Source organism: Methylobacterium sp. Gmos1 (assembly GCF_053764715.1).
This window is the reverse complement of sequence record NZ_JBSNCC010000010.1, coordinates 61628-83784: the sequence shown is the minus strand read 5'-3', so window position 1 is coordinate 83784 and position 22157 is coordinate 61628. Positions and strand designations below refer to the sequence as shown.

General features: G+C 70.6%; 16 protein-coding genes. 6 read left to right on the top strand and 10 right to left on the bottom strand.

Annotated features, from left to right (window positions below; genetic code table 11):
- Positions 1 to 31 precede the first annotated feature (31 nt).
- The 7 genes from ACS5PV_RS19440 to ACS5PV_RS19410 form a co-directional block, all read right to left on the bottom strand.
- Entirely contained in the window at positions 32 to 1072 is a 1041-nt protein-coding gene (locus ACS5PV_RS19440; RefSeq protein WP_455396985.1) for a flagellar hook-associated family protein, read from the bottom strand.
- A gap of 36 nt (positions 1073 to 1108) precedes the next feature.
- Positions 1109 to 2566 carry a flagellar hook-associated protein FlgK gene (gene flgK, locus ACS5PV_RS19435; protein WP_455396984.1) on the bottom strand — a complete coding sequence of 486 codons (1458 nt, stop codon included), beginning with the start codon at positions 2564 to 2566 and terminating at the stop codon, positions 1109 to 1111.
- Between the two features lie 30 nt (positions 2567 to 2596).
- Positions 2597 to 3877, bottom strand: coding sequence for a flagellar hook protein FlgE (locus tag ACS5PV_RS19430; protein ID WP_455396983.1), 1281 nt, complete (start codon positions 3875 to 3877; stop codon positions 2597 to 2599).
- Positions 3878 to 4017: 140 nt separating this feature from the next.
- Positions 4018 to 5346 carry a flagellar protein export ATPase FliI gene (fliI, locus tag ACS5PV_RS19425; protein ID WP_455396982.1) on the bottom strand — a complete coding sequence of 443 codons (1329 nt, stop codon included), beginning with the start codon at positions 5344 to 5346 and terminating at the stop codon, positions 4018 to 4020.
- Positions 5347 to 5350: 4 nt separating this feature from the next.
- Positions 5351 to 6079 (bottom strand): flagellar basal-body rod protein FlgF, encoded by a 729-nt coding sequence (gene flgF, locus ACS5PV_RS19420; RefSeq protein WP_455396981.1) that lies wholly within the window; start codon positions 6077 to 6079, stop codon positions 5351 to 5353.
- Between the two features lie 7 nt (positions 6080 to 6086).
- Positions 6087 to 7313: a DUF1217 domain-containing protein gene (locus ACS5PV_RS19415; protein WP_455396980.1), complete on the bottom strand. Its 1227-nt coding sequence runs from the start codon at positions 7311 to 7313 to the stop codon at positions 6087 to 6089.
- Between the two features lie 133 nt (positions 7314 to 7446).
- Positions 7447 to 7998 carry a hypothetical protein gene (locus ACS5PV_RS19410; protein ID WP_455396979.1) on the bottom strand — a complete coding sequence of 184 codons (552 nt, stop codon included), beginning with the start codon at positions 7996 to 7998 and terminating at the stop codon, positions 7447 to 7449.
- A gap of 163 nt (positions 7999 to 8161) precedes the next feature.
- Between ACS5PV_RS19410 and ACS5PV_RS19405 the strand changes: the two genes are divergently transcribed.
- A complete protein-coding gene (locus tag ACS5PV_RS19405; RefSeq protein WP_455396978.1) occupies positions 8162 to 8482 on the top strand; it encodes a PilZ domain-containing protein in 321 nt (106 codons plus the stop codon).
- 293 nt (positions 8483 to 8775) lie between these two features.
- Here ACS5PV_RS19405 and ACS5PV_RS19400 read toward each other — a convergent pair whose 3' ends face one another.
- Together ACS5PV_RS19400 and ACS5PV_RS19395 are read right to left on the bottom strand one after the other, a co-directional pair.
- Positions 8776 to 10512 (bottom strand): class I adenylate-forming enzyme family protein, encoded by a 1737-nt coding sequence (locus ACS5PV_RS19400; protein WP_455396977.1) that lies wholly within the window; start codon positions 10510 to 10512, stop codon positions 8776 to 8778.
- 52 nt (positions 10513 to 10564) lie between these two features.
- Positions 10565 to 11338: an SDR family oxidoreductase gene (locus tag ACS5PV_RS19395; RefSeq protein WP_455396976.1), complete on the bottom strand. Its 774-nt coding sequence runs from the start codon at positions 11336 to 11338 to the stop codon at positions 10565 to 10567.
- Positions 11339 to 11585: 247 nt separating this feature from the next.
- On the opposite strand from ACS5PV_RS19395, the gene ACS5PV_RS19390 reads away from it, so the two are divergent.
- From ACS5PV_RS19390 to ACS5PV_RS19375, 4 genes are all read left to right on the top strand, one after another.
- Positions 11586 to 12788 (top strand): acetyl-CoA C-acyltransferase, encoded by a 1203-nt coding sequence (locus ACS5PV_RS19390; protein WP_455396975.1) that lies wholly within the window; start codon positions 11586 to 11588, stop codon positions 12786 to 12788.
- A 193-nt stretch (positions 12789 to 12981) separates the two neighbouring features.
- Positions 12982 to 15114 carry a 3-hydroxyacyl-CoA dehydrogenase NAD-binding domain-containing protein gene (locus tag ACS5PV_RS19385; RefSeq protein WP_455396974.1) on the top strand — a complete coding sequence of 711 codons (2133 nt, stop codon included), beginning with the start codon at positions 12982 to 12984 and terminating at the stop codon, positions 15112 to 15114.
- A 291-nt stretch (positions 15115 to 15405) separates the two neighbouring features.
- Positions 15406 to 16614 (top strand): pimeloyl-CoA dehydrogenase large subunit, encoded by a 1209-nt coding sequence (gene pimC, locus ACS5PV_RS19380; protein ID WP_455396973.1) that lies wholly within the window; start codon positions 15406 to 15408, stop codon positions 16612 to 16614.
- Positions 16615 to 16828: 214 nt separating this feature from the next.
- Entirely contained in the window at positions 16829 to 17977 is a 1149-nt protein-coding gene (locus ACS5PV_RS19375) for an acyl-CoA dehydrogenase family protein (RefSeq protein ID WP_455396972.1), read from the top strand.
- Positions 17978 to 18190: 213 nt separating this feature from the next.
- Here the strand turns inward: ACS5PV_RS19375 and msrB are convergent, their stop codons facing one another.
- The gene (msrB, locus tag ACS5PV_RS19370) at positions 18191 to 18634 is read right to left on the bottom strand and encodes a peptide-methionine (R)-S-oxide reductase MsrB (RefSeq protein ID WP_455396971.1); all 444 of its coding nucleotides are present in this window, start codon (positions 18632 to 18634) and stop codon (positions 18191 to 18193) included.
- Between the two features lie 331 nt (positions 18635 to 18965).
- Here msrB and ACS5PV_RS19365 point away from each other — a divergent pair, with 331 nt between their 5' ends.
- Positions 18966 to 22139, top strand: a complete 3174-nt coding sequence (locus ACS5PV_RS19365; RefSeq protein WP_455396970.1) for a PAS domain-containing protein — start codon at positions 18966 to 18968, stop codon at positions 22137 to 22139.
- The last annotated feature ends 18 nt before the right edge of the window (positions 22140 to 22157 follow it).

The following is a 22157-nucleotide window of genomic DNA, read 5'->3' as shown; positions in this document are numbered from 1 at the left end:
CGGGTCGTGCCTGCCGGGATGGGATCCGGCGTCACGCGACGTATTTCAGGAGCGACAGATCCTGGAGCTGCGCGGTCAGCGAGTAGGACATCTGGAGCTGGGTCTTGGCGGCGGAGAGCCGGGTCTGGGCCTCGGTCGGGTCGACCTCCTCGAGGCGGGAGATCTCCTTCGTGACGAGGGTCGATTGCGCGTCGAGCCGGGCATTGGCGTCGGCGATCCGCGACTGGCTGCGGCCGAGATCGGCCTGGAGCGAGACCAGCCCGGCACTGGCCTGGCTGAGGAGGCCCATCGCCCGCTCGGAGACGACGGCCTGGGCGTCGGCGGACAGGCCGGTGAGGCCGAGCCCCGACACGATCGCGGCTTGCGCGAGCTGGCGGAACGCCGTCCCGTTGGCGCTGACCGAGGTGGTGACGGTCTCTCCGAGCGCGATCCGGCTGGTCACGGGGGTGTCCGAGGCCTGCGACCAGGTGGTGCCCCAGTTCGGGTCCGCGAACTGGGCCGCCACCGTGCCCTCGAGGAAGTTCTTGATCTGCGCCGGCGTCAGGGTGGCGGCCCGGGAGTCGCTCGGCGGGAAGCCGAAGGCGGTCTGGAACGCCGTCGTGGCGGCGGCCTTGGCCGTCGCCACGGCCCCGTCGCGGATCGGCGCGATGCCGGTATTGGTGCCGGAGAACAGCGCCTGCCCGCTCGCCGAGGAATTCAGCAAGCTCGTCAGCGACGCCAGCGTGTCGTCGGCGGAGGCCGCCATCGCGGCGACGCGCTTGTCCGACGGCAGCCCGGTCAGGCTGGCGAATTGCGCGTCGGCCGATTTCTGCATCTGCTGAAGGACGGTCTGGCTCGCGCCGAGGCGCAAGCCCGAGAGCGCGTTGCCGTCCTTGAGGGCGGCGATCTCCGCCGCGCTCTGGCGCAGGGACAGGCTGCGGCTGACCTGGCTGCCGAGGGCGAGGCCGACATCGGCGTAGCGCCCGCTGGCGATCTCCTGGGTCGCGTCGGCGATATCCGCCTGGAGCCGGGTCGAGGCGTTCCGCGGGGTGTTCCACAGGCTGAGGCTGGAGATGTAGCTCGTGGTCATCATGGCTGGCAGGGCTCTGTCTTGCGGGGGCCGGGCCGACTACCGGATCGCGGTCATCAGGGTCTGGAGCAGGTCGTCCACCATGGTCAGGATCTTGGCCGAGGCGGTGTAGGACCGCTCCAGCTGCAGCATCTGGGCGGTCTCGTCGTCGCCGTTGACGCCGACGGCGTTCGACAGGGCGTCGGTCGCGCGGCTGAGCAGGGTCTTCTGGTAGTCGGCGTCGCCAGACGCGGCCTTGCGGCTCGCCTCGAGCCAGCCGGCGGAATCCGCCGCGAAGCCCGCGAGCGTCGTGGTCTCGTTCAGCGGCGGGCCCGGGGTGAAGCTGCGCGCGGCGGCGAGCCCGTCGGCGAGGCCGCGCAGGCGCCCGGCATAGGCCGCGTCGCCGCCCGGGTTCGACCGGTACGCGCCGCCGTTCATGCCGCCGTCGCGCAGGACCGTGACGTCGCCTCCCGCCTGCGGATCGGCGGCGGCGTTGAGCGCGATGCGCCCGGCGAGCCCCGCGGCCGAGGCCGGAAGCGCGCCGCCCGTCCCCGCGGTGAACAGGCCGGTCCTCGGCCCGGCATAGCCCGCAGCGGCGGGATCGCCCGCCTCCTTGAAGGTGTCGACGAGGGCGCCCGCGATGGCGTCGAGCTGGTTCTCGTAGGTGACGGCCGCCTCGTCGCGCAACGAGGCCAGGCCGGCGAGCCGTCCGCTCGAGAGCCGCATCGGGGAGTTCGCCCCGGTGATCGGCACCCCGTCGACCATGACCGCCGCGCCCGTCATGCCGGCCGAAAACGCCGGCGTCTGGGTGAAGCTCACCGTCCGGGCGCCCCGGTCGAACAGCGTCACGCCGCTGTCGGTATAGATCGCCATGTCGCCGCCCGGCCGGTCGGAGACCGAGATGCCGATCTCGGCCGAGAGCTGCGACAGGATGCGGTCGCGGTCGTCGAGGCTGTCGCTGACGTCCTGGCCGCTCGCCGTGCCGCGCATCACCGCCTTGTTGGCCAGGTCGAACTGGCCGAGCAGGTCGTTGATGCGCGCGACCGAGTCCGCCATGCCCTGGTCGGCCACGGCGCGGGCGTCGTGCACCGCCGCCGCCGCGCTGTTGAGGCTGGTGACGAGGTCGCGTGCGCTCTCGACCGCCGTGCGGGCGAGGCCGGCATCGTCCGGGCGGTTGGCGGCGGCCTGGAGCGCGGCGTTGAAGGTGCCGAGCCGCGCCGCCGGCGAGCCCGCGTCGCTGGTGTCGCCCACCGTCTTCGACAGGGCGGTGAGGCCGTCGAGCAGGCTTTGGGTCCCGGCGGCGGCCGACGCCGCCGAGAGCTTTCGCGTGAACAGGGCCGCGTCGCTCGCGCGGGTCACCACCACCGTGGTCCCGCCCGCGCCGCTCACCAGGCCGACGACCTTGCGCGAGTAGCCGGGGTCGTTCGCCCCCGCGGTGTTGCGGGCGGTGGTGGCGATCTGGCTCGACGTCGCGAGGAGCGCCGAGCGTGCCGAATTGAGCGCGAGCGAAAGGCCCATCTGTCAGCTCCGGATACCCGTCTCGGGCGGTTACCGCTTCAGGCTCATCAGGGTGTCGAGCATCTCGTTGCCGGTCGTGAACACCTTCGAGTTGGCGGTGAAGGTCGACTGCGACTCGATCATCGCGGTGAGCTCGGTGCTGACGTCGACGTTCGACTGCTCGAGAGAGCCCGACAGGATCTTGCCGCGACCGCCCTGGCTGGCGAAGCCGACTTGGATCGCGCCGGACTCGACCGTCGGCCGATAGACGTTGCCGGAACGCGGCTCGAGGTTGTCGGCGCTCGGCACGGTGGCGACCGGGATCTTGAAGGCCGCCAGGCGCGTACCGTCGTCGAAGTTGGCGTAGACGGTGCCGTCCGCGTCGAACGAGGTGCCGGTCACCGCGGCCGGAGCCTGGCCGTTGGCCGTGCCCGTCACCGCGTAGTCGCCGGCGAGCTGCGTCAGGCCGGAGAGGTCGAAGGTCGTGCTCTGCCCGCCCGGGGTGGTCAGGGTGATGGATTTCGTCGTCGAGAAGGGCCCGCCCGCCGGCCCGGTCCCGGAGATCTGGCCCTGGGCATCGAAGGCGAGGGTGGTGGATGCGAGCGGCGTGATCGTCGCCCCGCCCGCGTCGACGGGCAGCCGCGGGGTCGTGCCGGACGGGGTCGGGGTGGCGGTGCCGTCGTAGAGCGAGACCGTCCAGGTGTTGTCGGTGTTCTTCGCCAGGTAGACGTCGACGGTCCGCGCCTTGCCGACGTTGTCGTAGGCCACGACCGAGTACTTCTTCGAGTATTGGCCGCCAGCCGCCGGGGTCGCGTCGACCGGGAGCTTGCCCGACAGGGTGCCGGCGGTGGTCGGCGTCGCCCGGCTGTTGACCGCCGCGAGGCTGATCGGAACCATGTCGGCGACGCCGTTGAGCGTGGTCGAGGGCTGGCCGTTGAGCAGGCTGTAGCCCATCAGGGTCATGCCGGCGGCGTTGGTGTAGGTGTTGGTGGTGGCGTCGACCTTGAAGTTGCCGGCGCGGGTCAGGAGCGGCGCGCCGGACGGGTCCTTGACGACGAAGAAGCCGTTGCCGTCGATGGCGAGGTCGGACTTCGAGGTCGTGGCGTTGATGGTGCCGCCCTCCGAGATCGCGTGCCGCACCGTCGTCTCGACCGAGCCGGAATTGTAGTTGCCGGTCCCGGAATCGGCGATCAGCAGCGAGGAGAACTCCGTCGAGGCGCGCTTGTAGCCCGTCGTGCTGGAATTCTGGATGTTCTCCGCCACCGTCGAGATGCGGTTGGACTGGGCGTTCATGCCCGAGACACCGGTGCGGAGCACGCCGATGAGACTCATTGCGGGACCTCGTTCGTCAGGATGCTTCGAATGGGACGCAGGAAGGACTGGGCTTGCGCGGGCAAGGCTCGGGGCGGAATAGACCCGCACAGGCTTGCGCGGGGCTTGAACGGCGCGGGCGGGCTCGGGATCATCACGCGTCAGCCCCGCAGGCTCTGGGCGAGCTCCAGGAACGCGTCCCGGCTCGGCGGCTGGCCCGGATCCTGGCGGAGCGCATCGTAGATCCGCGGCACCAGGGCGATGGCCTGGTCGAGCTCGGCATCCGTTCCGGCCCGGTAGCCGCCCATCAGGCGCAGGTCGCGGGTCTCCTCGAAGCGGGCCATCATCGCCCGCAGCTTGCGGATCAGGTCGCGCTGCTCGGGCGTCCAGACCTCGGTGGCGAGCCGCGAGATCGAGCCGAGGAGGTCGATCGCCGGGTAGCGTCCCTGCTCGGCGATGGCCCGGTCGAGGACGACGTGGCCGTCGAGCGTGCCGCGGATGCTGTCGGCGACGGGATCGTTGTGGTCGTCGCCGTCGACGAGCACCGAGAACACGCCGGTGATCGTGCCGCGGCCCTCCAGGCCCGGGCCGGCCCGCTCGAGCAGGCGCGGCAGGTCGGAGAACACGCTCGGCGGGTAGCCTCTCGCCACCGCCGGCTCGCCGGCGGCCAGCGCCACGTCGCGGGCGGCGTGGGCGTAGCGGGTGACCGAATCAACGATCAGCAGCACCGATTCGCCGCGGTCGCGGAACGCCTCGGCGACCGCGAGGGCGACCTTGGGCGCCTGGCGGCGCATCATCGGGCTCTCGTCGCCCGTCGAGACCACCACCACGGCGCGCTCGCGGCTCGGCGCGAGCGCGCCTTCGAGGAACTCGCGCACCTCGCGCCCGCGCTCGCCCACCAGGGCGACCACGACGCTGTCGAAGCCCTCCGCGCCCGCCAGCATGGCGAGCAGGGTCGACTTGCCGACGCCGGAGCCGGCGAAGATGCCGATGCGCTGGCCGGCGCAGAGCGGGGTGAACAGGTCGAGCGCCCGGACCCCGGTGCGCAGAGGGGCCCGCACCCGGGCCCGGCCGAGGGCGGCGGGCGGGTCGGCGTCCAGCGGCACGGCGCGCTCGCCCGAGCCGAGCGGGCCGGCCCCGTCCACCGGGCGCCCGAGGGCGTCGATGACCCGGCCCTTCCAGCTCGGATCGGGCCGCAGCTCCGCCGGCCCGAGGCGGTGGGCGATGGTGCCGATCCCGGCCTCGATCCGGCTCTCGTAGCCCTTGAGCGTCGCACCCTCGGCGTCGACCCGGACGATCTCGCCGACCTGCGCGCGACCGTTGGCGGAGAAGCTCATCCGGTCGCCGAGGCGCACGAACGGCGCGACGCCGCCGATGCGGCAGGCGCTGGCGGTCACCTCGCGGATCGGGCCGCCGATCCGCACCAGGGCCCCGTCCTGCCGGGCCGCCGCCATCGCCTCGGCGAGGCGCGCGATCGGGTCCGCCGCCATCGCCTCAGCTGCCCTGCGGCGAGAGCGACTTCACGGCGCTCTGGAGCGAGGATTCGGCCTCCGCGGTCGCGGTGGCGGCGCTCTCGAAGGCGCGCTGGATGGTGATGAGCTTCGTCATCTCCATGATCGGGTTGACGTTCGAGCCCTCGACGTAGCCCTGGACGACGCCGATGCCGGTGAAATCCTGCACCGGCCGCACCGGCAGGCTGGAGGTCACGGCGTTGCCCGGCGCCCGGGTGAGCGTGCCCTTCTTGTCGAGGATGAAGACGCCCAGCGCCCCGACCTGGTTGGTGCCCTGGTAGATGCTGCCGTCGCGCCCGATCGTCGGCGGGCCCTGTTGCGGATCGAGGAGCAGCGGCGAGCCGCCCGGATCGAGCACCGGCTGTCCGGTGAGGGTGCGCAGCTGACCCGTAGCGTCCATCGTCAGCCGCCCGTCGCGGGTATAGGCCGGGCCGGACGCTCCCCCGATGCCGAGCCAGGCATCGCCCTGAATCGCGACGTCGAGGGGGGAATCGGTCTTGGTGATCGGGCCGGAGGCGCGCGACAGGTAGGTGTCGTTCGAGCCGACGAAGGCCACCGCGCCCTTGGTCGCCTGTGCGAGCAGGGCGGAGAACTTGGTCTCCTCGGCGCGGAAGCCCACCGTCGCCATGTTGGCGACGTTGTTGGCGGTGGTGGTCAGGCGCTTGTCGAGGGCGACCTGGGCCGAGAGGTTGACGTAGAGGCTGTTCTGCATCGCCGCCTCACGCCTGGCCGTTGCTGAACAGCGCCAGGATCGGATCCGTGGCGGTGTTGTTCTGCGCGTCCCAGATCGCCGCGAAGCGGCGGGCGAAGGCCTCGACCTTGGCCGGGTCCTGGAAGCTCGCGAAGTCGACCTTCGAGGCGATCAGGCTCGCGCGCGCTGCGAGGGCGTCGGTGCTGGTGGCGCTGCTCGTCGCCGGCAGGCCGATCACCGTGTTGACGACCTGGGTCAGGGCGGGGTCGCTCAGGATGTCGTAGCCGCTGTTGAGCGAGGGCGCCTTGCGGGCGAAGTAGAGGGCGAGGCGCACGCCGGTATCCTCGGCGCCGGCATCGGATTCGAGGCTCTGCTGGAGGTAGGCGTCGACGACGCCCTTGACGGTGGCGCCGGGCGGGAGGTCCGTGCCGTTGCCGATATCAACCGCATTCTGCCCGGCCGCGGACAGGGGGGCGTTCGCGATGCTCAGCGTGCGGGCCTTGCCGCCGCCGAGGGTGACGGTGTCGGCGTTGACGCCGTCGCCGCCCGGCGCGCCGTCGAAGCCGTAATCGGTGTAGCCGGTGGTCTCAAAGAACAGGTTGCCGCTGACGCCGATGCCGACCTGCACCTTGCCCATCAGCCCGTCGGCGCCGGAGGCGACGATCTGGGCGTTGATCGCCGCGCCGATCTCGGTCTGGCTGACGTTGGTAAGGTCGGCGGCTTTGCCTGCGAGGGCCGCCTTGTTGAGGACGATCGTCACGCTCTTCGTCGTCGTCGCGTCGAGCTGGGAGGTGAGCGTGAAGCTCGCCTCGTTGGTGCCCGAGAAGTCGTAGCTCGTGGCGAGCGTGCCCGGCATGGAGAGCTGCGCGCCGACCGCCGGCGTCTGGCTCGCGTCGGTCAGCGTCGCGTCGGTGCCGGTGGCGGTGGGGCCCGGCGTAAAGTCGAAGGCCTTCGCGAAGGCGACGTAGCGCTCGTCGGCGAGGCGGTTGGCGAAGGCGGTGGAATCGGTCGTGCCCTCGGTCAGGACCTTGCGCATGAACGCCTTGGCGTAGGTCATGTCCTCGAGGCCGAAGGCCTTCATGGCGTAGCTGTAGAGCCGCTGGTCGGCCAGGAAGTCGTCGACCGACTTCACCTTGCCGATATTGGCCTGGTAGTAGGTGGTCTCGCGGGCCACGATCGGATCGTTGCCCTTGCGCTGCAGCGAGGTCGCGAGGTTCCGCGACAGGAGCATGTAGCTCGTCAGGGTGCTGGTCACGGATGCGTCTCCGGCCCGTCGGCACGGTGGGAGGGGGCCGCCCGCGGCACGGCACCCCGTAGGAGCCCCCGCTCTATGCGCCCACGCTTGCTCGTGGCTTGCAGCGGCTCGCTCCTGGCTCGCAGTACAGCCTTCACAGCGGGGTCGGCCCGATGATCGTCTCGGTGGTGATCACGATCCAGCCGGCGCTGGTGCTGCGGATCGACAGCACCCGCCCGGCCCCCGGGATGGTCGAGCCGACGGCGACCTCGTGCAGGCCGTCGCGCCCCTCGACCACGGCCTGGCCGGCGGAAGCGCGCCGCAGGGAGAAGCCCGCGGGCGGCGGCACCGTCCGCTCCAGCGGGGCCGCGACCGCGGCCGCGGCGGGCGCCGCCGGCGCCTCCGCGAGAGAGCCGGTGACCAGGGGATCGAGGTCGGCCTCGGGGGCGCGGGCCTCCGCGATGGTGCGCTTCCAGGAGAACGGCGCGGTCAGAGCCGGCAGCACCTCCCGCACGTCGTAGGGCCGGGCCGGCTGGGACAGGGTGTAGCCGGCAAATCCCGTGGCGGTGAGCGCCAGCAGGATGGCGGCGCCGAACACGCCGCGCTCGGTTGCCGCCTCCCGGGCCCGGCGGCGGGCGATCAGGCCCGCGACCGGGCTCTCGGGCGGAGGGGAACGGCGCTTCACGGGGGCCGGGGCTGCGGGCATGGCCGGGACTGGTTCGACGGTTGATGGCTAACGAGAGATGAAGGAACAGGCTTGACGGTTGGTTAACGGCGTCGGCGCGACGGCGCGTCCCGGGTTTGCGCGGGGCCGAGAAAGCCGTAAGCGTTCCGGCACCGGGCGCGGGGGCCCGGCTCAAGGGAAGTCCATGACCGATCTGCGGGAGACCGACGGCGTCGCGGACGATGGCGACCGGGATTCCGCGCCGGTTCCCCGCGCGGGCCGGCGCCGTCGCCTGGTCCAGCAGGGGCGGATCGTGCTCGGCCCCGACCACTCGGTGGCCTGCGCGATCGCCGACGTCTCGAACGAGGGCGCGCGCCTGCGCGTCCCCGCCCGCGTCGCGCTGCCCGACACCTTCCCCCTCGTCATCGCCGCCCACGACCTGCGCACCGTCACGGTGCGCCTGCGCTGGCGCCGGGGGGATTATGCCGGGGTGACGTTCGAGGGGGCGGGGTTCTACGGCGAGTGAGGGTGGGAGGTACTATTCTCCCGCGTGCCGGGACAGTCCGATCTTGATCTCCCCCTTTCCCGGACGATTGTAGCGTCAGCGGAAGGAGATCCGGGATCCAGCACAAGGACCTGCCGCGAAGCGGCTCTATTTTTGCGACGTTGCAGACAGACGGACGCTTCGCGGCTTTTTACGCTGGATCCCGGATCTCCTTCCACTTCGTTCCAGTCGTCCGGGAAAGGGGAGCTTGGAATCTATCGTTTTGGTATTCTCATGCCGGTACCGTGTATCGTGCTATCAGACAGCCCGAATGATTACACGAACAGCTTCTTCAGTTCACCCTTCAGGATCTTGCCGTTCGGGTTGCGCGGCAGGATCTCGTCGTGGAGCAGGATGCGCACCGGCACCTTGAAGGCGGCGAGCCGTGCGGCCACGAAGGCGCGCAGCTCGTCCTCGTTCGCCTCCGCGCCGCGGGCGATCGCCACCACGGCGCCGGGCTCCTCGCCGAGCGTCGTGTGGGGGATGCCGACGACGGCGGCGTCGACTACCGCCGGGTGCTCGTAGAGGACGCCCTCGACCTCGCCGCAATAGATGTTCTCGCCGCCGCGGATCAGCATGTCCTTGGCCCGGTCGACGATGGTGATGAAGCCCTCCTCGTCGATCCGCGCCAGGTCGCCGGTGCGCAGCCAGCCGTCGCGAAGCACCTCGGCATCGGCGTCGGGCCGGTTCCAGTAGCCCGCGACGACGACCGGGCCCTTGACCCACAATTCCCCGACCTCGCCGGGCGGCAGGGGCTTCTCCTCCGGGTCCATCACCTTCGTCTCGCAGACCGGAAGGGGCGGGCCGCAGCTGTCGGGACGGTGGACGTAGTCCTCGCCCTGGTGGTGGGTGAAGGTCGCGGTGGTCTCGGTCATGCCCCAGCCGGTGGCGGGTTGCGCCTTCGGGAAGGCGGCGCGCAGGCGGCGCACGAGGTCGGCCGGGGCCGGGGCGCCGCCGTAGCTGATGGTCTCGAGCGAGGACAGGTCGTGCGTGCCGGCCGCCATCCCGTCGAGGAGCTGGAACGCGATCGTCGGCACGCCGCCGGCGCTGGTGCAGCGCTCGCGCTCGATCAGCACCATCGCGCGGGCGAGGTCCCAGCGCCGCATCATCACCAGGCGCCCGCCGCGGAAGAGGTTCGGCACCAGGGTCGCGAAGCAGCCGGTGACGTGGAACAGCGGGATCGAGAGCAGGCCGACCTTCTGGGGCGCGGACGGGTCCGGCACCGGCACCGGCTCGCCCCGGCGCAGGAAGGCGCGGGCGGCCGAGAACGGGTGCGCCATCACGTTGCTGGCGCCGGCGCGCTGGGTGCCGATCGCCCCCTTCGAACGGCCGGTGGTGCCGGAGGTGTAGAACAAGGTGGCGACGTCCTCCGGCCCGATCGCGAGGTCGGGCAGCGTCCCCTCCGGCAGCCTGCTCCAGTCGGGAACCGCGCCGATGATGTCGGTCAGGCTCTCGGTGCCGGCCGCTGGCCGCGCGCGGGTGAGCAGCACGCGCTTGAGCGCCGGGTAGCCGGCGCGGCGCTCGCCGATCCGGTCCCAGCGTTCCTCGTCGACGATGGCCACCGACGAGCCGGAATCGGTGAAGCCGTGGTCGAGCTCGGGGCCGGTCCACCAGGCGTTGAGGGGCGTCGCGATGGCGCCAGCCAGGATCGCGGCGAAGAACGCCACCGGCCATTCCGGCAGGTTGCGCATCGCGATCGCCACCCGGTCACCGGGCTTCACGCCGCCGCGGATCAGGTCGGCGGCGAGCGCCAGGGTGGCGCGGCTGAACGCTTCGAAGCTCGCCCGCTCGTCCTCGTAGACGAGGAACGTCTTGTCGCCGTGCGCCCGCCCGGCCACGAAGATGTCGCGCAGCGTGAGCGGCGCATTGGCCCAGATCCGGGTCGGCACGCCGCGGATCGGCACGACCGTCACGGCGAAGGGGGAGCCTGGCGCGGTCAGGCGCGCGGTCGCCTCGGCCAGCGAGAGGGCGGGCCAGGCTGTCGGGATCGTCGCGGCGGACGGCTCGGTCATCGGCGGGCTCGTGATGGGTGTGGCGCTCTCGAGGACGGGCAGGGGAGACGGGTCAGGTGATGGTCTGGCCGCCGTCGATCACGATGCTCTGGCCGGTCATGAAGGCGCCGGCCGGGCTCGCGAGGAAGACCGCCGCACCGGCGATCTCGTCGGGCTGGCCGATGCGGGCGAGCGGCGTGCGCGCGGTGTAGGCGGCGCGGGATTTGGGGTCCTCCCACAGGGCGCGGGCGAAGTCGGTCTGGATCAGCCCCGGCGCGATGCAGTTGACCCGCACGTTGTGCGGCCCGAGCTCGACCGCGAGGTTGCGGGCGAGCTGGAAGTCGGCCGCCTTCGAGACGTTGTAGGCGCCGATCACGCCCGAGCCCTTCAGCCCGCCCACCGACGAGACCAGGATGATCGAGCCGTCCTTCCGCTCGATCATGCCGGCTGAGCAGAAGCCGATCAGCCAGTGGCTGGCGATCACGTTGTTGTCGAGGATCTTGCGGAACTGGTCGTCGGAGATCCCGCTCATCGGCCCGTAATACGGGTTCGAGGCGGCGTTGCAGACGACCGTGTCGATGCGCCCGAAGCGGTCGAGCGTGCCGTTGGCCAGCCGCTCCAGATCGGATTTTTGCGAGATGCTGGCCGGGATCACGATCGCCCGCTCCTCGCCGTGGCGGGCGTTGATCGCCTCGGCGACCGGGGCGCAGGCCTCCGCCTTGCGCGAGGAGACGACGACCCGGGCGCCGTGCTCGGCCAGCCGCTCGGCGATGGCCCGCCCGATGCCGCGCGACGAGCCGGTGACGACGGCGACGCGGCCGGTGAGGTCGAAGAGCGGCGTCTGCATGGGGCGTCCTCCCGAGGGGCCTTTGGTAAAACAGGCCTTGCTTTTGCGGCGACCTTAGCCCCGTATGGCGATTAAGCAAGCCGTGTTTTCGAAAACGCGGCCTTGGGGAAGGTGGAACGAGGGGATACCCCCTGTTCGAACTCCGGTTTTCGGGGCCCTTGCGGCTCCATACCCAATCCCCGATAATAGGTCAGACGCCTGCCCCGCCTCGACGCGCGGCGGACGGGATCACGGGAGGAGATTCAGGATGCGCGAAGCCGTCATCGTCGCCACCGCGCGCACCCCCATCGGCAAGGCCTACCGGGGCGCGTTCAACGATACGCAAGGTCAAGCCCTCGGCGCCCACGCCATCGCGCACGCCGTGCAGCGCGCCGGCATCGACCCGGCCGAGATCGGCGACGTGGTGATGGGCGCGGCACTCCAGCAGGGCTCGACCGGCGGCAACGTCGCGCGGCAGGCGGCACTGCGGGCCGGGCTGCCCGAGACCGTGGCGGGCATGAGCCTCGACCGGCAATGCGCCTCGGGCCTGATGGCGATCGCGACGGCGGCCAAGGAGATCATCACCGACGGGCTCGACGTCGCGGTGGGCGGCGGCCTCGAATCGATCTCGCTCGTCCAGAACGACAAGGCCAACCGCTACCGCGGCCAGGACCCGTGGCTCGTCGAGCACGTGCCGGCGATCTACATGACGATGATCGAGACCGCCGAGAACGTCGCCGAGCGCTATGGGATCAGCCGCGAGGCGCAGGACGCCTACGCCCTACGCTCGCAGCAGAAGACCGCGCAGGCCCAGGCCGAGAACAGGTTCGCCGACGAGATCGTGCCGATGACCGCCCGCATGGGCGTCGTCGACAAGGCGACGGGCGCGGTCTCGCACAAGGAGATCACCCTCTCGCAGGACGAGGGCAACCGGCCGCAGACCAGGCTGGAGGATCTCCAGGGCCTGAAGCCGGTGTTCAAGGACGGGCAGCGGATCAAGGAAGGGCAGTTCATCACCGCCGGCAATGCCAGCCAGCTCTCGGACGGCGCGGCGGCGGTGGTGCTGATGGAGGCCGGCGAGGCCGCGCGCCGGGGTATGAGGCCGCTCGGCGCCTATCGCGGCATGGCGGTGGCCGGCTGCAACCCGGACGAGATGGGCATCGGCCCGGTCTTCGCGGTGCCGAAGCTCCTGAAGCAGCACGGTCTCAAGGTCGAGGACATCGACCTGTGGGAGCTGAACGAGGCCTTCGCCAGCCAGGTTCTCTACTGCCGCGACAAGCTCGGCATCCCGGACGAGCGCCTGAACGTCAACGGCGGCGCGATCTCGATCGGCCATCCCTACGGCATGTCGGGCGCGCGGATGACCGGCCACATCCTGCTGGAAGGCCGCCGGCGCGGCGCCAAGTATGGTGTCGTGACGATGTGCGTCGGCGGCGGCATGGGCGCCGCGGGCCTGTTCGAGATCTACTAGGGCATTTTCCGACGAAGCGGATACCGGTTCGTCGGGGAAAATGCGGCAAGCGCAAAGACTTAAGAGTGATCCACGGTCGCGCCGCGATCGTGGATCACTCTAAAATCACCTCAACCCGCCACATATTCCGGCTCACGCAACGGCGCCCGGCAAGAGGCGCCGGGAGGACGCCGGCAGAGGGACGAAGCCAACCATGGCGCAAGAATCCAACGCCCAAGAATCCGGTGCCAACGAGTCCAACGCCAAAGATACGCCCGCTCAAAACCCGGTCGCGACCGCCCGCGAGGGCGCGGTCGCGGTGTTGACGCTGCAATCGGGCCCGGTCAACGCGCTCGGCACCGCGCTCCGCCAGGGCATCCTGGCGGCGGTCGAGGCCGCTGAGGCCGATCCCGCCGTCAAGGCGATCGTGCTGATCGGCGGCGGCCGGATGTTCTCGGCCGGGGCCGACATCACCGAGTTCGGCAAGCCCCAGACCGGCATCAGCCTGCCCGACCTCCTCAACCGGATCGAGGCGGCCTCGAAACCCGTCGTCGCGGCGATCCACGGCAACGCGCTCGGCGGCGGGCTCGAGACCGCGCTCGCCTGCCACTACCGGGTGGCGGTACCCTCGGCCAAGGTCGGCCTGCCGGAGGTCAAGCTCGGCATCCTGCCGGGTGCGGGCGGCACCCAGCGCCTGCCGCGGGTGGTGGGGCCGAGGAAGGCGCTCGACGTCATCGTCGGCGGCTCGCCGATCGGCGCCAAGGCGGCGGCCGGGATGGGGCTGATCGACGAGCTGGCGCCGGAGGATGGCTTGCGCGCCCACGCCGTCGCCTTCGCCGAGCGCGTCGTCGCGGAGGGCCGGCCGCTCACCAAGATCCGCGACCGCGACGACAAGATCGCGGAAGGCCGCGAGAACCCGAGCCTGTTCTCGGCGTTCCGCGAGGAGAACGCCCGCAAAACCCGCGGCTTCGAGGCGCCGGAGGCCTGCATCGCCTGCGTCGAGGCCGCTTGCCGCTTGCCCTTCGACGAGGGGCTGGCCTTCGAGCGTGCCGAATTCCAGAAGCTCGTCTCCGGCACCCAGTCGGCGGCGCAGCGCTACGTGTTCTTCGCCGAGCGCCAGGCGGCCAAGATCCCGGACGTGCCGGACGACACGCCCGCCCGCCCCATCGCCCGCGTCGGCGTCATCGGCGCCGGCACGATGGGCGGCGGCATCTCGATGAACTTCCTGAACGCCGGCATCCCGGTGACGATCGTCGAGATGAAGCGCGAGGCGCTGGACCGCGGCCTCAAGACCATCCGCACGAACTACGAGAACACCGCCAAGAAGGGGCGCCTCAAGCCTGAGGACGTCGAGACCCGGATGGGCCTCCTCACCGATACCCTCGAGCTCGAAAAGCTCGCCGAGTGCGACCTCATCATCGAGGCCGTGTTCGAGGACATGGGCATCAAGAAGGAGATTTTTTCCAAGCTCGACACGATCGCCAAGCCCGGCGCGATCCTCGCCTCCAACACCTCCTACCTCGACATCGACGCCATCGCGGCGATGACGAACCGGCCGGCCGACGTGATCGGCATGCACTTCTTCTCGCCGGCCAACGTCATGCGGCTCCTGGAGGTCGTGCGCGGCGAGAAGACCGCGAAGGACGTCATCGCCACCGCGATGCAGATCGGCCGCAAGGTCGGCAAGATCCCGGTGCTCGTCGGCGTCTGCCACGGCTTCGTCGGCAACCGGATGCTGGCCCAGCGCCAGCGCGAGGCCAACCGCCTGATCCTGGAGGGCGTCACCCCCTGGGACGTCGACCGGGTGATCTACGAATTCGGCCTGCCGATGGGCCCGTTCACGATGAGCGACCTCGCCGGCCTCGACATCGGCTGGAGCCGGGAGACCAACAAGTCCGAGAGCGTGCGCGACCTCCTGTGCGAGCAGGATCGCCGCGGCCAGAAAACGAGCGCCGGCTTCTACGACTACGACGCCAAGCGCAAGGCGACCCCGTCGAAGGTCACCGAGGAGATCATCGCGCGCGTCGCGGATCGCCAGGGCGTCAGCCGCCGGGACGCGACCGACCAGGAGATCCTGGAGCGCACCCTCTACCCGATGGTCAACGAGGGCGCGAAGATCCTCGAGGAGGGCAAGGCGATCCGGGCGTCGGACATCGATATCGTGTGGATCAACGGCTACGGCTGGCCGGTCTATCGCGGCGGGCCGATGTTCTGGGCCGACACGATCGGGCTGCCGAAGGTGCTGGAGCGCCTGCGGGCCTACGAGGCCGAGTACGGTGCGGAGTTCAAGCCGTCGGCGCTGCTGGAAAAGCTGGCGGCCGAGGGCAAGGGCTTCAAGGACCTGTAGCACGCATCTCAACCCTCCCCCTCTGCGGGGGAGGGTGGTCCCTGCGTCAGCAGGGGCCGGGAGAGGGGACCGCGACGCTGATCCAGGGTTCGCCCTTCTTCGAGGTCGCGACCTCTCCGGAAACGGCGTCCCCTCTCCCGCCTCGAATTCGCGAGGCACCCTCCCCCATCCCAAGTCGGGCTTGCCCGACTTGGGCTTGTGGATGCGAAACTCGGGCAAGCCCGAGTTCCGTGGGGGGAGGGGTCGGGCGTCCAGCTTATTCGAAACAATAAACCACTCAGGAGGCACCCCATGGACCTTCGCTTCACCCCCGAGGAGCGCGCCTTCCGCCAGGAAGTCCGCAGCTTCTTCCAGGGCAACCTGCCCCAGGAAATCCGCCAGAAGATGATCGACGGGCGCCACCCGTCGAAGGACGACATTGTCACCTGGCAGAAGATCCTCAACAAGAAGGGCTGGGCGGTGCCGAACTGGCCCGTCGAGTGGGGCGGCACCGGCTGGGATCCGGTGCGCCAGTACATCTTCCTCGACGAGCTCCAGAGCTTCCCGGCCCCGTCGCCGCTGCAATTCGGCGTCTACATGGTCGGGCCGGTGATCGCGCAGTTCGGCAACGACGCGCAGAAGAAGCACTTCCTGCCGCGCATCGCCAACCTCGACGACTGGTGGTGCCAGGGCTTCTCCGAGCCCGGCTCGGGCTCCGACCTCGCCTCGCTCAAGACCAAGGCGGTGCGCGAGGGCGACCACTACATCGTCAACGGCCAGAAGACCTGGACGACGCTCGGCCAGTACGCCGACTGGATCTTCTGCCTCGTGCGCACCGATGCCACCGTGAAGAAGCAGGAGGGCATCAGCTTCCTCCTCATCGACATGAAGACGCCGGGCATCACGGTCAGGCCGATCCAGACCATCGACGGCGGGCACGAGGTCAACGAGGTCTTCTTCGACGACGTCAAGGTGCCGGTCGAGAACCTGGTCGGCCAGGAGAACAAGGGCTGGGACTACGCCAAGTTCCTGCTCGGCAACGAGCGCACCAACATCGCCCGCGTCGGCGTGTCCAAGCAGCGCATCCGGCGCCTGAAGGAACTGGCGGCGTTGGAGCGGGTCGGTGACACGCCGATCCTGGAGAACCCGCGCTTCCGCGAGAAGCTGGCGGCGCTGGAGATCGAGCTGAAGGCGCTCGAGATGACGCAGCTGCGCGTGGTGGCCGCCGAGCGCACGCGGGAGAAGGGAAAGCCGGATCCGGCCTCCTCGATCCTCAAGATCAAGGGCTCGGAGATCCAGCAGGCGACGACCGAGCTGCTGCTCGAGGTCGTCGGTCCCTACGCGCTTCCTTACGTCCCGGAGGACGAGGGCGACGAGTCCTTGAGCAACGAGCCGCCGGTCGGTCCCGACTGGGCCGGTCCCGCCGCGCCGACCTACTTCAACTGGCGCAAGATCTCGATCTACGGCGGCTCGAACGAGATCCAGAAGAACATCATCGCGAAGGCGATCCTGGGGCTTTGAGCTCCCCTGGGGCTTTGAGCTCCAGCCCTCGACCTCATCCTGAGGTGTCACTCCATCGCAGATGGACTGACCTCGAAGGAGGGCTCCAAGGGACCACTAAGACTTCTGGAGCCCTCCTTCGAGGCTCCCTCCGGTCGCACCTCAGGATGAGGTCGTGATTGGGATCAATCGAACGAAGCCGCGTTTCGAAACCGGCGAGAACGGAAACGACCCGATGGATTTCGATCTGAGCGAGGAGCAGCGCCTCCTCAAGGACAGCGTCGAGCGGCTGCTCGCCGACCGCTACGACTTCGAGGCCCGCAAGCGCTACGGGAAGGAGCCCGAGGGCTTCGCGCGCGCGATGTGGGACTCTTACGCCGAGCAAGGCCTGCTCGCGGTGCCGTTCTCCGAGGAGGATGGCGGCATCGGCGGCGGGCCGGTCGAGACGATGATCGTCATGGAGGCGTTCGGCGGCGCGCTGGCGCTGGAGCCCTACCTTGCGACCGTCGTGCTCGCCGGCGGCGTGCTGCGCCACGCTGCCAGCCCGGAGCAGCGCGCCGAATGGCTGCCCGGCCTCATCGCCGGCGAGACCCGCTACGCGCTCGCCCACACCGAGCGTCAGGCCCGCTACGACCTCAACGACGTCGGCGTCACCGCGCGCCGCGACGGTGACGGCTGGGTGCTGGAGGGCGAGAAGTCGCTCGTCCTGCACGGCGACAGCGCCGACCGGCTGATCGTCTCGGCCCGCACCTCCGGCTCGCGGCGCGACCGCGACGGGATCGGTCTGTTCCTGGTCGAGGCCAATGCCGAGGGCGTGTCGCGCCGCGGCTACCCGACCCAGGACGGGATGCGGGCGGCCGAGGTCTCGCTGTCCTCGGTCCGGGTCGGACCTGAGGCGGTGATCGGCGATCCCGCCGGCGCGCTGCCGGTGATCGAGCGGGTGACCGACGAGGCGATCGCGGCTTTGTGCGCCGAGGCAGTCGGCGCCATGGACCGGATGCACAGGCTGACGGTCGAGTACCTGAAGACCCGCAAGCAGTTCGGCGTGACGATCGGCTCGTTCCAGGTGCTCCAGCACCGCGCCGCCGACATGTTCATCGCCCTGGAGCAGGCCCGCTCGATGTCCTTCCTCGCCACCATGATGGCGGGCGAAGAGGATGCCGGGGAGCGCGCCCGGGCGATCGCCGGCGCCAAGGTGCAGATCGGCCGTTCCGGCCGCATCGTCGGCCAGGGTGCGGTGCAGCTCCATGGCGGCGTCGGCGTGACGATGGAGTACAGCGTCGGCCACTACTTCAAGCGCGTCACGATGATCGACCAGCTGTTCGGCGACGCCGACCACCATCTCGGCCGCGTCGCCCGGATGGGCGGGCTGATCGCCGCCTGACGCGGGCAAAGTCCGGCTTCGTCCATCGCTTCGCGGATCCCGGGCCTTGCCCCGGGATCCGTCGGGGACGGGACCGTCCTGCGGTCTCCGCTGTTCCCGGACTGCCCCGCCTTAGAGCATTTTCCGACGAAGCGGATACCGGTTCGTCGCGGAAAATGTGGCGAAATCGAAGACCTAGAGCGCTTCACGATCGCAAAGCGATCGTGAAGCGCTCTAGCCCTCGACCTGGTCGAGATAGTCGCCGTAGCCCTCGGCCGCCATCCGGTCGCGGGGGACGAAGCGTAGCGAGGCGGAGTTGATGCAGTAGCGCAGGCCGCCCCGGTCGCGCGGTCCGTCCGGGAAGACGTGGCCGAGATGGCTGTCGCCGTGCTTCGAGCGGACCTCGGTGCGGACCATGCCGTGCGAGGTGTCGCGCAGCTCCGCGACGTGGGCCGGCTCGATCGGCTTGGTGAAGCTCGGCCACCCGCAGCCCGACTCGTACTTGTCGGAGGAGGCGAAGAGCGGCTCGCCGGAGACGAGGTCGACGTAGATCCCCGCCTCCTTGTTGTCGAGGTATTCGCCGGTGCCGGGCCGCTCGGTGCCGTTCTGCTGGGTGACGCGGTACTGCTCGGGCGTGAGCCGGGCGATGGCGGCTTCGTCCTTCTGGTAGGTCGGCATGCGGGCGGTCTCCGTTTCAATCCTCGAGTCTCGCGAGAGCCCATATGGGTCCGCGGGCCGCGCTGGCGAAGGGGGCGCGGGCGACCGGCGGCGATCCGAGGTCACATGTAATGAGTTCACATGTGACTTGTGCGCTCGGCAATGCTTGCTCTTCCGCCGGCTGCATCATCGGCGATAGGCTCTCGACGGTGGTCGCGCGAGCCTTACCTGCACGGGCCGCACCCGGACGAATTCCCTTCTGGCCGGCCTGATGACTCCGAGACCGAACCCCGTTCCGCCGCCCGAGCGCGCCGCCTCCGGACACCCGCCCTTCCTCTCAGGCGGCGGGCGGATGAGCGCGATGATGCGCGCCCACGACTGGTCGCACTCGCCGCTGGGGCGGCCCGAGACCTGGCCGCCCTGCCTCGCCGCCACCCTGAGCCTGATGCTCGGCTCGCGCTTTCCGATGTTCGTGGCGTTCGGGCCCGAGCTCGGCTTCCTCTACAACGATGCCTATTCGGAGATCCTCGGCGACAAGCACCCGGAGGCGCTGGGCCGGCGCTTCCACGACATCTGGTCCGAGATCTGGTCCGACATCGCGCCGCTCATCGACCGGGCGCTCGCCGGCGAGCCGACCTTCTCGGAGGACCTGCCGCTGGTGATGAACCGGCACGGCTACGACGAGCAGACCTGGTTCACCTTCTCCTACTCGCCCCTGCGGGACGAGGAGGCGCGGGTGGTCGGCATGTTCTGCGCCTGCACCGAGACGACCGGGCGCGTGGTCGCCGAGACGGGCTTGCGCGAGGCGGAGGCGCGCCTGCGGGCGCTGACCGACCACCTGCCGGGCGGCTACGTGTTCCAGATGGCGACGCCCCGGGACGGAGCCGGCCGGCGCTTCGTCACGGTCTCGCAGGGCTTCGAGCGCATGACCGGGGTGCCGGCCGACGCCGTGCTCGCCGATCCCGCTGCCGCCTACGACCTGATCCTGCCCGAGCACCGGGCGCGGATCGCCGAGGCGGAGGCGGAGGCGATCCGGACGCTGACGCATTTCGATGTCGAGGCGCCGATGCGGCGCGCCGACGGCAGCCTCGTCCATACCCGCATCATCTCGGCGCCGCGCCTCGTCGACGACCAGGTGATGTGGGACGGGCTTCACCTCGACGACACCGCGCGCCGGCGGGCCGAGGACCGCCTGCGCGAGAGCGAGGCCCGGCTGCGCCTCGCCACCGAGGCGGCCGAGATCGGCCTGTGGGACGTCGACGTCGTCGCCGACACCCTGTACTGGCCGGCCCGGGTCAAGGCGATGTTCGGCATCTCGCCCGAGGTGCCGGTCACGATGGCGGACTACTACGACGGCGTCCACCCGGACGACCGCGAGGCGACCCTCGCGGCCTACGCCGCCGCCGCGGATCCCCTCCGCCGCGCCGTCTACGACGTCGAGTACCGCACGGTCGGCAAGGAGGACGGGCTGGTGCGCTGGGTCGCCGCGAAGGGGCGCGGCCTGTTCGAGGACGGGGCCTGCATCCGCGTGGTCGGCACCGCCATCGACGTCACCGCCCGCAAGCAGGCCGAGGCGGCGCTCCGCGACAGCGAGCAGCAGTTCCGCGTCCTGTCGCAGGTACTGCCAAACTTCGTCTGGTCCACCGACGCGCAGGGGCGCGCCACCTGGTTCAACGAGCGCGTCTACGCCTATACGGGCGCCTCGCCGGGCAGCCTCGACGCTGCGGGCTGGCAGGCGATCATCCATCCCGACGACCTGGCGCCAGCGGTCCGGGACTGGCAAGCCGCGGTCGAGGGCGGCGGCGACTACCAGTGCGAGTACCGCCTGCGGCGTGCCGACGGAACCTATCGCTGGTTCCTGGCCCGGGCGCAGCCGGTCCTGTCGGGCGAGGGCGCGGTCACCCGCTGGGTCGGGACCAGCACCGACATCGACGACCAGAAGCGGATGATGGCCGAGCTGGTGCGGTTCAACGAGACCCTGGAGCAGCGGGTCGCGGAGCGCACCGCCGAGCACGACCGGATCTGGCGCAACTCCCGCGACCTCCTGGTGGTGATCGGGGCCGACGGCATCTTCCGCTCGGTCAACCCGGTCTGGGAGGCGATCCTCGGCCACAAGCCCGCGGAGGTGGTGGGGCGCAGCTTCCTCGACTACCTCTGGCCGGAGGACGCCGCGGCTACCACCGCCGCGCTCGAATCGGCGGTCGCGGCTCGCCACCTCACCAATTTCGAGAACCGCTACCGGCACCGCGACGGCACGCCGCGCTGGCTGTCCTGGCACACCTCGGTCGAGGGCGGCCTCGTCTTCGCCAGCGGCCGCGACGTCACCGCCGAGAAGGCCCAGGCCGCCGCCCTCGCCCAGGCCGAGGAGGCGTTGCGCCAGTCGCAGAAGCTCGAGGCGGTCGGTCAGCTCACCGGCGGCGTCGCGCACGACTTCAACAACCTCTTGACCATCATCCGCTCCTCGGTCGATTTCCTGCGCCGGCCGGACCTGCCCGAGGCGCGGCGCAGCCGCTACCTCACGGCGGTCTCCGAGACGGTGGACCGGGCCGCCAAGCTCACCTCGCAGCTCCTCGCCTTCGCCCGCCGCCAGGCCCTCAAGCCCGAGACCCTCGACGTCGGCGCCCGCCTGCGCCTCGTCGCCGACCTCGTCGACACCGTGACGGGCGCGCGGATCACGGTGGCGACGCAGCTGCCGGACCATCCCTGCTTCGTGCGGGTCGACGCGAGCCAGTTCGAGACCGCGCTCGTCAACATGGCGGTCAACGCCCGCGACGCCATGGAGGGCGCCGGCACCCTGACCCTGACGCTCGCCTGCGGCGTCGACCTGCCGCCGATCCGGGGGCATGCCGGGGCGCGGGGGCCCTTCGCGGCGGTCTCGCTGTACGATACCGGCTCCGGCATCGCGCCCGAGCTGCTCTCGCGGGTGTTCGAACCGTTCTTCACCACCAAGGAGGTCGGGCGCGGCACCGGTCTCGGCCTGAGCCAGGTCTTCGGCTTCGCCAAACAGTCGGGCGGCGACGTCTCGGTCGTGAGCGAGCCGGGCCGGGGCACCACCTTCACGCTTTACCTGCCCGAGGTCGAGGCCGAGTTCGCCGCAGCCGAGGAGGCGGGCGAGACCGCTCCGGTCGATCCAGGCGGAGTCGGCCAGCGCGTGCTGGTGGTCGAGGACAACCTCGACGTAGGGCGCTTCGCGACCCAGATCCTGGAGGATCTCGGCTACGCCACGACCTGGGCGGTGAACGCCGAGGATGCGCTCGAGAAGCTCGGGCCCGACGGCGGCGGCTTCGACGTGGTGTTCTCCGACGTGGTCATGCCGGGCATGGGCGGGATCGAGCTCGCCCGCCTGCTCGCCCGGCGCCTGCCGCGCCTGCCGGTCGTCCTCGCCTCCGGCTACAGCCACGTCCTGGCGCAGGAGGGCGCCCACGACTTCGAGTTGCTGCACAAGCCGTACTCGGCCGAGCAGGTCTCGCGCATCCTGCGCAAGGTCACGCGGCGCGGGGTCAGGCAGCGGGAGGTGGCGGGCTGATCCGCGGGCGGGCCGGGG

Coding starts and splice junctions, on each gene's coding strand:
- ACS5PV_RS19400 (WP_455396977.1), bottom strand. CDS start 10,512: ATGACCGAGCCGTCCGCCGCGACGATCCCGACAGCCTGGCCCGCCCTC.
- ACS5PV_RS19405 (WP_455396978.1), top strand. CDS start 8,162: ATGACCGATCTGCGGGAGACCGACGGCGTCGCGGACGATGGCGACCGG.
- pimC (WP_455396973.1), top strand. CDS start 15,406: ATGGACCTTCGCTTCACCCCCGAGGAGCGCGCCTTCCGCCAGGAAGTC.
- ACS5PV_RS19385 (WP_455396974.1), top strand. CDS start 12,982: ATGGCGCAAGAATCCAACGCCCAAGAATCCGGTGCCAACGAGTCCAAC.
- ACS5PV_RS19365 (WP_455396970.1), top strand. CDS start 18,966: ATGAGCGCGATGATGCGCGCCCACGACTGGTCGCACTCGCCGCTGGGG.
- flgF (WP_455396981.1), bottom strand. CDS start 6,079: ATGCAGAACAGCCTCTACGTCAACCTCTCGGCCCAGGTCGCCCTCGAC.
- flgK (WP_455396984.1), bottom strand. CDS start 2,566: ATGGGCCTTTCGCTCGCGCTCAATTCGGCACGCTCGGCGCTCCTCGCG.
- ACS5PV_RS19390 (WP_455396975.1), top strand. CDS start 11,586: ATGCGCGAAGCCGTCATCGTCGCCACCGCGCGCACCCCCATCGGCAAG.
- ACS5PV_RS19440 (WP_455396985.1), bottom strand. CDS start 1,072: ATGATGACCACGAGCTACATCTCCAGCCTCAGCCTGTGGAACACCCCG.
- ACS5PV_RS19430 (WP_455396983.1), bottom strand. CDS start 3,877: ATGAGTCTCATCGGCGTGCTCCGCACCGGTGTCTCGGGCATGAACGCC.
- msrB (WP_455396971.1), bottom strand. CDS start 18,634: ATGCCGACCTACCAGAAGGACGAAGCCGCCATCGCCCGGCTCACGCCC.
- ACS5PV_RS19395 (WP_455396976.1), bottom strand. CDS start 11,338: ATGCAGACGCCGCTCTTCGACCTCACCGGCCGCGTCGCCGTCGTCACC.
- fliI (WP_455396982.1), bottom strand. CDS start 5,346: ATGGCGGCGGACCCGATCGCGCGCCTCGCCGAGGCGATGGCGGCGGCC.
- ACS5PV_RS19375 (WP_455396972.1), top strand. CDS start 16,829: ATGGATTTCGATCTGAGCGAGGAGCAGCGCCTCCTCAAGGACAGCGTC.
- ACS5PV_RS19410 (WP_455396979.1), bottom strand. CDS start 7,998: ATGCCCGCAGCCCCGGCCCCCGTGAAGCGCCGTTCCCCTCCGCCCGAG.